We start from the raw sequence: 12,858 nt of genomic DNA, 5'->3' as shown, positions 1-12,858 counted from the left end.
CTACATTTGAGATTAAATGTAAGCGCTATATTAATAGTGGGGTTGAGATCGATTGGAGGCTAATGGATATGATGATGAAATCAGTATTGTCGGATATTTTACTAACACCTGATAAGTTGCTACTTCATCGCGAATTACTAGAGGAGATTGGAAAGTTCATTACGCAAGAGATCCTGAATCATCCGTTATTGCAAGAAGATCGTCAGAGGGTAAGCATTATCCTAGATGGATCGACCGCACTCGGGGTGGTAGATGGGCAGTCGGATGTAGATATAATCATTATTTGTGAGGATGAGTCTTACAACAGTATTAATCATCGGTTCGAGGAAAAAGGGCTGATTCCGGAGCACAGTAGTTTTTTTATGGATTTAAGGCTTCCAAGTGGGAAGACAGGGCATTATACACTCCATAAAATATCTGATATCAAAGAAGCTTTAATGAGCGGGGATATGGAATGGCTGTGGAATGCATCAGTGTCCTATATTTACTACGATCTGCTGGATCTGAAGTCACTTTTCCATTCCTATGTTCCACTCCAACCTGAAGTACTAATGAAAATTCGTAAGAATTCATACATACAGCTAAGAAGCTATGCCAGAAGTCTAGATAATCCTGTAGTTCGTGGCGACGCCTTTCCAATCTTGTTCTTAGCGGTTTCCCTTTATAAAGAGGCTTTACGCTGTGCAATCACTATTGAAGGTTATCCGTATCCCTATGACAAATGGCTTGTTCCCGTAGCGCAGCAAACGGTCGTAGGTCGAAAGATTTTGGAGTGTGCAGGCGATTTTTGGAGTTATCTTAGAGAGGATGAATCCTTTGCTCCCATGTACCAGGAGGACAATAATTTTGTCAAAATGGAAAAACAATTTCGAAAGATACTTTTGGAGGAATTCCGCCTGCGGGGGATCGATGAACCTTGGTTAATAGAGTGGTGGAAGTTTTTGGATGAATAAACGGAGTAATGACGCTGACTATCCTTCTTGATTACGGTAAGGTATACTGGAATGAACTTTTCAGTAAGAGGTGATTAAATGGCTGGGACAGTCTCTATATTAGGCGTTCCTTTTTCAAAACTAACACTAAACGAGACAACACTTCATCTAACAAAACATATTCAATCCGGAGAACCGAAGCTATTTCATTTGATTACGGCGAACCCGGAAATTACGATAACAAGCCAATCGGATGAGCTGCTTCGAACCATACTCCATGAGGCAGATTTGATTACTCCTGATGGGATTGGCATTGTGCTGGCATCGAGAAGAAAAGGTGACCCTATAGCTGAACGAGTTACGGGGTATGAACTACTTCTTGAGCTGCTCGCACAAGGGAATAAGCTGGGCTGGAGCTTTTATTTCTTAGGCACGGATGAGCATACCAGCTGTAAAGCGGTCGAAAAGATTACAGAGCTATATCCGAATGTGAAAATTGCCGGAAGACATAATGGTTTTCTTGCTAAAGAAGAGGAACCGGCCATTGTGGCAGAGATTCAGCACGCACAGCCAGATTTCCTGATTGTCGCGATGGGGGCTCCATACTCTGACAAGTGGGTTTATAAGCATAAACAGGCGCTTTCTCAGGTTAAGGTTGTGTTTGGCGTGGGGGGAAGCTTGGATGTTATAGCGGGAAAAGTGACTCCAGCCCCTGCGATATGGAAGAAGCTCAATTTGGAGTGGCTGCATCGACTCTTATTCGCACCTGTGGCCAAAGGACAAAAGTCGCGCAGGCGCAGGCAAGCAGTTCTTCCTAAATTCGTGTATCGAGCTATGATTAGGAAATAAGGCAGATGGCCGCCCTGGAAAGGGTGGCTTTTTTTGAGTAGTAAGCTGAGGAAATATTGAAATTAAGAATTTTTATGAAAATTTAAATGAAAATATTCATGGAAATGTAACAGTAACCATAACTAATTACATAAAAAACTTCCCAAAACAGCATCTTTGCGTTATCATTAATGTGAAAACATTCACAAAGGGGCGTTATAAAGATGAAGAAGACAACAAGTACTGCTCTCATTCTCATTCTCTCTGTCATGCTCGTAATCGCAGGCTGCGGTAACAGTAATAGCAACAGCGCAGGTAATAGTAATGGCAACGAGAACAAAAGTAAGGTAAATGAGACGGCCAAAAATGATAAAGCTGAAGCCGTATCAGGTGCATCAGAAGCTAGTTACACACCACTGGATCAATTAAAAGATAATTATGATATCGTTATTGTTGGTGCTGGTGGTGCAGGAATGTCTGCTGCACTGGAAGCTAAGGCCAAAGGCTTGAACCCTGTTATTTTAGAAAAAATGCCGGTTGCAGGTGGGAATACAAGTAAATCCTCCTCAGGAATGAACGCTTCCCAAACGAAATTTCAAAAAGAGCAAAGCATTGAAGATAGCAATGATAAGTTTTATGAAGAGACACTAAAGGGCGGCCATGACACGAACGATAAAGAGATGCTTCGTTTCTTCGTTGACAATTCCGCAAGTGCAATCGATTGGTTGGATTCGATCGGAATCAAGCTGAACAATATTACGATCACAGGCGGCATGAGCGAAAAACGCACCCACCGTCCAGAAGACGGCTCTGCGGTAGGCCAATACCTTGTCAAAGGATTGGTTAGAAACGTACAAGAAAAAGAAATTCCACTGTTTGTGAACGCGGATGTTAAAGAAATTACTCAAAAAGACGGTAAGGCTAACGGCGTCAAAGTACTCTTTAACCAAGCTGATGAAAAAACCATTACAGCGAAGGCAGTTGTTGTAACAACAGGTGGTTTTGGATCCAACATGGATATGATATCAAAAGTTAGACCTGATCTGGAAGGATACGTAACGACTAACCAAATCGGCAGTACCGGCGACGGCATCAAGATGATTGAGGCACTTGGCGGAACCACCGTTGATATGGATCAAATCCAGGTTCACCCAACAGTTCAACAAGAAAAATCTTATCTGATCGGGGAAGCTGTACGCGGCGAAGGTTCTATCCTCGTGAATAGCGAAGGCACACGGTTCGTAAACGAATTGACTACACGTGATAAAGTTACCGAAGCGATCAATGCACTTCCTGAAAAAGCGGCAACGCTTGTCTTTGATTCCGGCGTCAAATCACGCGTGAAAGCAATTGAACAATATGACAAAATGGGCTTCGTGATCCAAGCGGATACCATCGAAGCATTGGCGAAAGAAATCGGTGTTCCAGCCGATAAGCTAAAAGCGACACTTGATACTTGGAACAGCGCGGTAAAGAACAAGAACGATGCTGAATTCGGCAGAACAACAGGGATGGACAACGATTTATCCGCGGGTCCTTACTACGCTATTAAGATCGCCCCAGGGATTCATTACACCATGGGCGGTGTGAAGATCAATACGAACACAGAAGTATTAAATAAAGACGGCGCTGCTATTCCTGGCCTGTATGCGGCTGGTGAAGTTACAGGTGGATTGCACGGTCAAAACCGGATCGGTGGTAACTCTGTAGCTGAAATCATTATTTTCGGCCGTCAAGCAGGGATTAAATCTGCTGAGTTTGTACAAGCACAATAAGATTTAACTGCTATTCTGGTTAAAACAAAAGAACCGCTTGGGCTAATTGAAGCCCGGGCGGTTCTTTGTTTAATCTCTCGTTTAAAGTGAGTGGAGTGACCTCTATTCAAAAAGCTACTTCTCGCTTTTAGCTTGTTCTTCTCGCATCCACTGTGACAGCTGGCGTTTGAGTTTAAGGAATTCCGGGGAATCCGTAATCTCATCGCGGCGTGGCCGTGGAAATGGCACATCAACAGTATGTAGGATGGAGCCGGGGCGACCCGAGAATACATAAATACGATTCGAGAGCAGCAACGCTTCTTCGATGTTATGGGTAATGAATAGCACGGAGCGGCGATTCTCCTCCCACAGCTCCAGCAGCCAGCGCTGCATTTCACTGCGAGTTAGTGCATCCAATGCGCTGAAAGGTTCATCGAGCAGCATCAACTCTTGCGGAGCCAGCAATGCTCTGAGAAAAGCAGCACGCTGCTGCATCCCACCAGACAGCATATGCGGATAAGCCTGTTCGAATCCATTCAAGCCAACCTTGGCGAGCCACTGGCGCGCTTCTTCACGAGCTCCATCCTGCAGAGCGCCTTTAATTTCCCCGGCTAGAAGTACATTATCTTCAATCGTTCGCCAAGGAAAAAGCGCAGGCTGCTGCGGCATATAACTGATTTCACCACGTTGACCCGTAACGGCTCTGCCGTTCATGCGGATCGTTCCTGCATCGGGCTTCACTAGTCCGCCGATCATATGGAATAAGGTGCTTTTTCCGCAGCCGGAAGGACCGACGATCGAAACGAACTCTTGCTGCTCTACCTTAAGAGAGACGTTGTTAAGCACGTTCGTCTCGCGGCGACGATGGGTGAAGGACTTGGAGATGCCGCTTACTTCAAGAGCAGGTGGTGCAGTATGAGCTTCAGGAGAGCTTATGTTTTCAGTTGTTCTTTGCTCTATTTGCGTCGCTTGAGACATACAGGCATCTTCCTTTCTATGAGTTACGGCGCGGTTTCCAGCGAACTAACCATTTTTCGAGCAAGGCGATAATCGCAAAAAGCACAAGACTAAGGAGCACAATAATAACAATAGCGACAAACATCCGATCCGTACGGTAAGCCGATTTTTGCAGCAGCATATAATAGCCAATCCCTTTATCCGCGCCAATCCACTCAGCGACCACGGCTCCCATAACCGCATAAGTAGCAGATATTTTCACACCGGAAAATAGTGCCGGGATAGAAGACGGAAGCTCCAGCTTGGTGAAGATTTGCCACTTGCTTGCGCCAGCCATTTTCATATAATTCATCATGACCTGATCACTTTGAGACAAGCCGCCCATTGCAGCGACAGCTACCGGGAAGAAGCATACCAGTGTAATCAGCACGATTTTGGGCAAAAGACCGAAGCCAAACCAGATGATAAGCAGTGGTCCGAGTGCGATAGAGGGAACATTTTGACTCAGAATAATGAGTGGATAAAAAGCCCGTCTAGCCCAAGGTAAAAGATGCAAAAGTAGAGCGACGATCAAGCCTACACCTGTACCAATAGGAAAACCGATTAATGTGAGTCGGAGCGTAGCCATCGTATGAGCCCAGAGACCTGAGGCATTACTGGTGGATTCGCGAGCAATATCAGCAGGACTCGGCAGAATCCAGGATTCGATATGGAATAGAGAAACAGATAACTGCCATACGGTTAAAAAGAAGACGACCGCCACAAGGGGCGGCCATATTAGCTTCCAGGTCGATCTCACGGCCGATATTTCTCCGTCAATTTATCCATGCTGATTCCGTTAGGATTATGAGCGATTTTGATTTGGGAGATCACGCTTGGACTACCTGCTTCGATCAGCGCCTCCTGCATTTGACGTACAACCTCCAGGAGCTCGCTCAGTTCACCTTCCATAGTAGTTTCCAGTGGATTCACCTGATGTTTAACGCCGGATTTTTGAATAACTTCAATCGCTTTATCTACGTATGGGATGGAGTCCTCATTGTTTGGAGTCTTAGGAATTACTTGAATGCTTAATAATGTGTTAGCCACAATAATCAATCCTCTCATTGTATAAGTAACCTCAAAAAGTCAATTTTGATAACGAAGTGTTTTCAGGAAGCAGATTCGACGTCGAATCTTGAACGAACTTGGGAAGTCCGGTACTCACGTAGCACATCACTACGCTCCGTTCCTCCTTCCTCAAGTAACGTTCAACCTTCTTGGTTCTGAAAGTCGACTTTTTGAACTCTCATTGAAATAGGTAAGTTCAAAAAGCCAACTTTGATAACGAAGTGATTCATTTATAATTGTTATTTACTCCGCCGGTAAAAAATCATTCGTGAATGCACTAGCTGCATCCAGCGGTTTGTCCAGCAGCTTCAAATCATACATCCAGTCGCCGTAATTCTGCCAGACCTCGGTTTTTTGCTCTCCCCAGCGTGGGGCGTCGTCCTTATATTTCGGGCTAAGCCATTTTTGGCTAGCTAGGACAAGCTCGGCATCAAGGTCAGGCACAGCCTTGGATAATGTAGCGGCAGCCTCTTCTGGATGATCAATCGCATATTGATAACCCTTCGATGTGGCTTTCAGGAAAGCTTTCACCAAATCTGGATTCTCAGAAATCTGCTTCTCACTCGTGGTCAGCACAGGTGTGTAATAATCGAGCTGAGGCGCATAATCCTTCAAGTAGAGCATATCCAGAGGCTCACCACGCAGTTCGGCTTCAATACCGGTCCAAGCGTAGAAGATCCAAGCGAAATCAATGTCACGTTTGACTGCAGTAAAATAGTCAGCTTCACCAATACTGATTAGCTTCACCTTTTTCACATCGCCACCAACAGGGTCCATGATCGCCTTCATGGCTGCTTCCTCAGCGGGAGAGCCCCAACCTCCGTAAGTTTTACCCTCAAAATCTTTTGGTGATTTAATATTGCGATCCACTGGAGCGGCGAATCCCGAAGTATTATGCTGAATAATGGCTGCAATCGAGACAAGGGGAACGCCTTGTAGACGAGCTAGAGTCAATCCTTCCTGAGCGCTGATTCCAAAAGCAGCTTCGCCAGAGGTAACCATAGTATCAGAACCCGCTGCGCCAGGTTGAACGATTTCTACATCCAGACCTTCTTCCGCGTAATAACCAAGATCCTTGGCTACGTATAGACCGGTGTGGTTCGTATTCGGTGTCCAATCCAGTGCAACCTTAACTTTGGTAAGCTCTTTTGGAGCATTTGATCCGGTCGCTGCATTCGATTCCGCAGCATTTCCTTTGTTTCCGGCTGTATTCCCATTGTTGCTGCCGCATCCGGCAATCGCAAGAATGAGCATACAGGTGAGGCTAAGCATAAGTACTTTTTTGACTTGCATGTCTTCTTCTCTCCTTTAAGGTTGCCAGATCCCGTCATCCAACATGAACCATAAAGTGTAGTATGTACATTTCTTCTACATCTTTTGTGATCTACACAAAAAAAGCGCCCCGAGTGATCGGGACGCTGGCTTGGCGCAAGGTTAGTAAAGGTCACAGGGACCAAAACCAATTGGCGATTCCTACGCTGGCATTATCCAGATCAGGTATAAGGGTCAGTATCTTGTGGGATACAATCTCAGCCGGCCAATTCCAGCACCCCTGGTTCTATGAAGTTAACGGGTATTTCTCGCTTAAACGCTAATCGTCTTTATAAGGACGCTGAAGGCGTTTATGCTTGCATACGGTGTATTATAGACGGCTGTTCTCGGAATGTCTAGTAGCATGCTCCTAAATTTTTCAAATCTCTCCGTCCGTTTTCATTAATCCAGATCTTTATGTTTCTTGCGATGACGCCGCTTAAGCTCAGTAACCAGAGCACCTAGCGTAAGGACAACACTGATCATTATCCCGCTCATAATCACGAAAAGAGCAAGAAACTCAAAGGGGGAATAGCTAACCATCTTACTCCATTGAATCTTTCCATCCAGATCGTCAATGACTTGATTCATGCCATAAATCCCACTTACCACCGTAAATACAGTGAGGATCATCAGCAGATTATCCCGGCGCTTCGACTGGAACTTATCTTGATACTGAAAAAGGTCAGTCAAGGTTTCTTTTACTTCCTCGAACAGAGCGTCGTTCCCGTATACTTTACGCAGCTGAAGAAAAATCTCCCGTCCTTGCGACTGTGAAATCAGCTCCAAGAAATAGAACTTTGCCGAGAATTTATTAATCGAGTAGATTAAATTATCGATCTCATCATAATCGTGGTTTATGCGTAGTCGGGAATGCATATTTGCCAGCTTTAGCAGAACGATTTTGTGGAAAATATTGAGTAGAAATCCGTAATAATATTGCCCGTACATCTGGTTGGCGAGGCTAACGGCGATCTTTGGTTCAGCTCGGGTTAGACAGCAAAAGGTCTGCTCATTCATCATATAATACGAGTCTGGGCCCCATCGATTATAGGAATGCTCATGACAGTAGTTCGCAATATACGCTGGATCGCTGGCACTGGCATAGGGCTTCCCGTTCAGATCAATTCCATCAAGCTGAGAGGCGCGATAGCGCATATTTATACTAATCTCATCAGAATCTCCTTCACTTTGAAAGCCATAAAAGGCTTGCACCTGCATTCTTTCATCTACGAAAAAGGGAAGGGTCTCGAAATAAGCCCCATTGATATCCGAGTGATCCAGAAAAGGCTCCAGTCCATCCACCAGATTTCGGAAGACAAAATCCTCTACCATCTCATAGGTCTGTTCCCCGCAATGGATATAGGTGTAGTCATCCTGTACGAAGGTATTCTCAAGCGTCCGGAAGCGGTCCGCGAATTCCAGTGCAATACTAAAGGGAATCGAATCCCCCTCAAGCTGGACACGTATCGTCACAAATCCAAGCTGAAAAGGACATATGAATATATCCGTCGAAAGAATTTTAAAAAATATAGACTGCTGAGGAATCTCTAGAATACAGTCCAGATTATTGACTCTGGAAAAGCGGCAGAAAGAGTCTACGTCCTTCTTGCGTGGAAAAAGAATGTGTGCAGCAAACGGTAAATAGGTGCGCTCCATCCGTTCATGGGAAACACAGTGATCTTCTCCGTAATAGGCATTTTCTAACTCTTTATTATCCAGAAAAAAACGTGTGAAGCCATCATCCTGCAATTGTTGGATAAGCTTCTTAGAATCGCCCTTTTTTATTGAAAAGGGAAAAATAAACTGCATAAGCGCAGTATGTAATAAAGGCTCAGTTGAAAGCTTATCCATTCATCGTCCATCCTTGTGCTCAGAATATGCTTATAGATGACATTACCCTAAAAGGATTAGGTTGATACCATTCTAACATTCTAAATACTGGAACTCTTTCTTTGGACTGCTTGCCTGGATTGGAACCTCCATGCGGCAATGCTCAGCAAGAACAAGAAGGCGGCAAAACCAGCAAGTAATCCAGCAGTTTGTGCCACTTTTAGATGGTCCATAGACCAGCCCATGAATAGGGGCAGCAGAGCTCCACCGACACCTCCAGCAGCGATCATTATGCTGGGTGTTGATTCTTCGGCTCCTGGCAGCATCTTGCTGGAGAAGACTAGAGCTATGGAGAAAATACCGGACATAAATAGCCCAAGTAGCATAATTACGATGAATGCAGCTAATCGATTATCTGTGAACGGAAAAAGAGCCAGCAGTAACAGGGTTAGTAAACTGCTACTTAAAATGTATACACGGTAAGAAATTTTCTCTGCAATCACTCCAGCAAACAATCTTCCCGTAGACATAGCTAGCCAAAAGAAAGTGACTGTCAGCGCCGCCGCAGATTCTGTCATCCCTAGCTTGGCGATAAAGATGGCGGGCATAAAGTTGACCAGACTCATCTCCGTACCTACATAAAGAAAGAAGAAAAAAATGAAGATGCCCAGCAGAATCCATTGTTTCCCTTTATACGGAAGCTGTGTGCTGGACTGCGAGGAATGTGCGGATGCTGAGACTTTGCGAGGTGCTCGCTCGTCTAGTATACGCTGCAGATTCCCAAAATGGCCTCTTCCCCAGAGGATGAGAGAAAGTAATGAGAAGCCAGCGACAATTAGGAATGCCAATCTCCATGCTCCGTTAGCAATGAGCGGACTGGCGATAAGAGGCATTACAAGTGCTCCTATCCCAAATAGGACTTCAAGTCGGCTCATCGCAATCGCGGTTCCTTCTGTCACAGCTCCGATAATGATGGTGCCGATGACGGCTTCGATCATACCGAAACCAAAGCCAGCCGCAACAGCAATGACATACATCCACTCCCAAGGGGGTAGAAAAGCATACGCAATCTCAGCAGTCAGGAGAAGAGCGGTGGCGATAATGATGCCTCCTCGTTTCCCAAAACGGCGATTGAGTAGGGGAGAGACAAGCACACCAGCCAGAAAACCAGCAAATTGACTAAAGATTAATTGCCCGCCGGCACTATAATTTTGGTCATAATGCTGTAGCAGAACGGGAAGAATAGATCCCAGCACTACATGAGCAAGGCCAATGACAAAGTAGGAAAGACAGCCGATCCAGATCAGTTTTTTCACGAAGTAAGCCCCTTATATTGAAAGTAGTTTATGGAGTAAGGTCGGATTCAATGTGAACCTGAAGGGTACATTATAATAAGCACCATTGTTATGATAAATCCAAACGGTGAGCTTGGATATATAAACTTTTGTTTACATGCTTGAAGGGAGAGATTTACGTAATGGATAACAAACAACTGGAGCAACTCATTATTAGAGCATTGGATGACAACAAGTTTGGTTCCTTTGGTACGATCGAAGAAGGAAATAAGCCGAAAGTACGTTACATGGCCATTTTCCATGAGGATTTGAAGATTTATTTAGCTACGAATCGCAAAACTCATAAGGTGGAGGAATTATCGAATAATCCGAATGCTTTTTTGCTGCTTGGATATGAGTCAGGCGGAAGCAAAGACGTGCTGGAGATTGAAGCCACCGCTACCGTTTCTAAGGATGAAGGGCTGCGCACAAAGGTGTGGAACAAAGAGCTGGAGCCATGGTTTACAGGGCCTGATGACCCTAATTATGTGATTCTTGAACTTACTCCAACGCGTATTGAGTATGTTGGCAGTGATAAAGAGCACGGCGTGTGGACTCCCTAAACCAATTTAAAATCGATTCCGAAAGCCTTCCTATCCCCCACGGGTTTAGGAGGGCTTTTTTAAAAGATAAGTCCCTGAGTGACCTGTTAAAACATGTTATAATGACTTCAACTTTTTACGTAATTTCTCAGGGGAGGACTTAAAATACATGACCGTTACTCTGTTATATATTGAAGATGATCATGAAATCGGCAGCGTCGTGTCTGCGGATTTAAGTGAGCGTGGTTATAGTGTGCGTTGGCTGCGGAGCGGGGAGGGAGCGACGGAGGAAGCGGCGCCTTGTCAATTGGCCATTCTGGATGTAATGCTTCCGGGCCTGGATGGCTTTACTGTCGGACAACGATTGAAGCGGGCGTACCCTAAGATTCCGATCTTGATGCTCTCTGCGCGAACCTCTATTGATGATAAACTGCAGGGGCTTGAATTCGCCGATGATTATTTGACGAAGCCTTTTCATCCGGATGAATTGGCTGCCAGAATTGAAGTGTTGCTCAGGCGGAATGGGGCATCTGTTCAGGATTCGCTCACGCTTAAACACCTAGTCGTATATGAAGAGGATAACCGAGTAATAAATGCTCAGACACAGGAAGAAGTCATGCTTACGGGTAAGCAATTTCAGATTTTTTCTTATTTGCTGCGTCATCTCGGCCAGATTATGACGAAGGAGCAGATTTATGAAGCCGTCTGGGGAGAAGCCTATCTCGAAGGGGATAAAACTTTAATGGTACATATACGATATTTGCGCGAAAAGTTAGAACTTGATCCGGGCAATCCCGAAATTATAGAAACTGTCCGGGGGATCGGATATCGGGTAAGAGCATGAGGGGGTTAGGGCGCATTCGCAAGCAGCGTAACTCCTCTTTGCTATCGGGATATTTGCTTATTATTGTTTCTGCACTGCTTTTTATCCCTGTGGTCCTGCCGTTATCTTTTGTTCTCTACAATATGGTTAATGAAGTGACTAAAGGGGCTCCAACTGTAGACACCTCTCTGTATTCGAGTGTTGCAGCGCTGGAGACCATGTGGCATAAAGAGGCGCTTCAATTGGAAGATGCTTCTTCAGAAGGCATAAATGAGCGGCTACATGAAATGAGCCGGAAATACACTGAGGCTACTATGTTTTGGGTAGATGGGCAGGGAATGACCCAGTTGATTCTCACACCTGATGAAGGCAATCCGGATCATGGCAGCGGAGTTCCGGAGCAGTGGACGGCGGCTGAGGCTATTTTTTTTATGAAAGAAAGTACAAAACGTGATCCTTTAGCCATCGTCGCCTTCATGGGAGACCGAGTGGATGCGGGTAAAGGGTTTATGGTAATGCAAATTCCAAACAAGCTGCTCAACAAAGGGGCTTATGGGGGAGTCGGGGCTTGGGCTTTGTATTACTTTGTGCTCTTTGTACTTTTTGGAGGGTTCGCACTGGTTTCTTTGCTGTTCTTTAGAAAAATACGCAAACGGCTACTACAGCTGCAAACCGCGATGACGATTACGGGACCGGATAGAATGCCTAAGTCTATTATGACGGGCAAGCTGGATGAGATTGGCAGACTGGAGGAAGCTTTTAACACGATGGTGGCGAAGCTTGACGAAAGTCGAAAGAGGGAAATCGAAGAGGAAGAGCTGCGTAAACGTCTAGTATCTAACCTATCTCATGATTTGCGTACACCACTAACGGTTATTCGCAGTCACATCCATGTAATGACTAAAGAGAGCTTAACCCCGCAAGGACAACAGTCCTTAGAGCTAATGGATAAGCGTATAGCAGATCTTAGCGTCTTGATCGAGAATCTTTTATCCTACAATCTCCTCAACAGCGGACGGATCACTTTGAAGAAGGAGCGTAAAGATGTCTTGCGCTTGTTGCGGGAAAGTGCTGCTGCTTGGTACCCCGTATGGGAAAAAGAGAACTTAGAGATCGATATTGACTTGGAGGCTGATCCGCTGTTCTGGATGGTGGATGAGGTCTGGTTCCGCCGTATTCTTGATAATCTGTTTCAGAATATTGTACGTCATGCCAGCAGTGGTCTTTATGTAGGGATTTCTACGGAGTCCCGTAATGGGCAACGTGTTATTTTGATTACGGATCACGGCAGAGGTATCCAGAGTCCATCCGATTACAAAGGGGCAGGATTAGGGCTGTCCATCGTGGATCTGTTAATGAAGCATATGGAGTTAGAGTGGGATATGGAGAGTACAGGAGATGGAACTTCCGTAGTAATCTTTAATCCGCTGTAGA

At 45.1% G+C, this 12,858-nt stretch carries 12 protein-coding genes and 1 riboswitch; of the genes, 6 read left to right on the top strand and 6 right to left on the bottom strand.

Annotated features, from left to right (window positions below):
* The first annotated feature begins 68 nt into the window (after positions 1 to 68).
* The 3 genes from MKX60_RS01860 (at position 69) to MKX60_RS01850 (ending at position 3,535) form a co-directional block, all read left to right on the top strand.
* Positions 69 to 953 carry a nucleotidyltransferase domain-containing protein gene (locus MKX60_RS01860; protein ID WP_076285165.1) on the top strand — a complete coding sequence of 295 codons (885 nt, stop codon included), beginning with the start codon at positions 69 to 71 and terminating at the stop codon, positions 951 to 953.
* A gap of 78 nt (positions 954 to 1,031) precedes the next feature.
* The gene (locus MKX60_RS01855; protein ID WP_341058967.1) at positions 1,032 to 1,781 is read left to right on the top strand and encodes a WecB/TagA/CpsF family glycosyltransferase; all 750 of its coding nucleotides are present in this window, start codon (positions 1,032 to 1,034) and stop codon (positions 1,779 to 1,781) included.
* Positions 1,782 to 1,984: 203 nt separating this feature from the next.
* A complete protein-coding gene (locus MKX60_RS01850) occupies positions 1,985 to 3,535 on the top strand; it encodes a flavocytochrome c (RefSeq protein ID WP_076285167.1) in 1,551 nt (516 codons plus the stop codon).
* A 114-nt stretch (positions 3,536 to 3,649) separates the two neighbouring features.
* On the opposite strand, the gene MKX60_RS01845 is transcribed toward MKX60_RS01850, so the two are convergent.
* The 6 genes from MKX60_RS01845 to MKX60_RS01820 form a co-directional block, all read right to left on the bottom strand.
* Complete coding sequence (locus MKX60_RS01845) at positions 3,650 to 4,492, bottom strand: ABC transporter ATP-binding protein (RefSeq protein WP_081382967.1); 843 nt, start codon at positions 4,490 to 4,492, stop codon at positions 3,650 to 3,652.
* 16 nt (positions 4,493 to 4,508) lie between these two features.
* On the bottom strand, positions 4,509 to 5,270 hold the full coding sequence (locus MKX60_RS01840) for an ABC transporter permease (protein ID WP_076300092.1): 762 nt from the start codon (positions 5,268 to 5,270) through the stop codon (positions 4,509 to 4,511).
* Positions 5,267 to 5,560, bottom strand: a complete 294-nt coding sequence (locus tag MKX60_RS01835) for a thiamine-binding protein (RefSeq protein WP_036682688.1) — start codon at positions 5,558 to 5,560, stop codon at positions 5,267 to 5,269. The genes MKX60_RS01840 and MKX60_RS01835 overlap by 4 nt, the downstream gene beginning before the upstream one ends.
* A 264-nt stretch (positions 5,561 to 5,824) precedes the next feature.
* A complete protein-coding gene (locus MKX60_RS01830) occupies positions 5,825 to 6,874 on the bottom strand; it encodes an ABC transporter substrate-binding protein (protein ID WP_076285169.1) in 1,050 nt (349 codons plus the stop codon).
* A gap of 160 nt (positions 6,875 to 7,034) precedes the next feature.
* Positions 7,035 to 7,145, bottom strand: a riboswitch (TPP riboswitch).
* Between the two features lie 149 nt (positions 7,146 to 7,294).
* Positions 7,295 to 8,746 carry a hypothetical protein gene (locus tag MKX60_RS01825; RefSeq protein ID WP_341058966.1) on the bottom strand — a complete coding sequence of 484 codons (1,452 nt, stop codon included), beginning with the start codon at positions 8,744 to 8,746 and terminating at the stop codon, positions 7,295 to 7,297.
* A gap of 80 nt (positions 8,747 to 8,826) precedes the next feature.
* A complete protein-coding gene (locus MKX60_RS01820; RefSeq protein WP_341058965.1) occupies positions 8,827 to 10,041 on the bottom strand; it encodes an MFS transporter in 1,215 nt (404 codons plus the stop codon).
* A 161-nt stretch (positions 10,042 to 10,202) separates the two neighbouring features.
* Between MKX60_RS01820 and MKX60_RS01815 the strand changes: the two genes are divergently transcribed.
* From MKX60_RS01815 to MKX60_RS01805, 3 genes are all read left to right on the top strand, one after another.
* Positions 10,203 to 10,622: a pyridoxamine 5'-phosphate oxidase family protein gene (locus MKX60_RS01815; protein ID WP_076300096.1), complete on the top strand. Its 420-nt coding sequence runs from the start codon at positions 10,203 to 10,205 to the stop codon at positions 10,620 to 10,622.
* Between the two features lie 148 nt (positions 10,623 to 10,770).
* On the top strand, positions 10,771 to 11,445 hold the full coding sequence (locus MKX60_RS01810; RefSeq protein ID WP_341058964.1) for a response regulator transcription factor: 675 nt from the start codon (positions 10,771 to 10,773) through the stop codon (positions 11,443 to 11,445).
* Positions 11,442 to 12,857, top strand: a complete 1,416-nt coding sequence (locus tag MKX60_RS01805) for a HAMP domain-containing sensor histidine kinase (protein ID WP_341058963.1) — start codon at positions 11,442 to 11,444, stop codon at positions 12,855 to 12,857. Before MKX60_RS01810 ends, MKX60_RS01805 begins: the two co-directional genes overlap by 4 nt.
* Position 12,858 lies beyond the last annotated feature (1 nt).

The sequence above is a fragment of the Paenibacillus sp. FSL R5-0914 genome, from assembly GCF_038004525.1.
Taxonomy (GTDB): Bacteria; Bacillota; Bacilli; order Paenibacillales; family Paenibacillaceae; genus Paenibacillus_AQ.
Note: the sequence above shows the minus strand (reverse complement) of the source record. Positions and strands in the feature narration are given on the sequence as shown.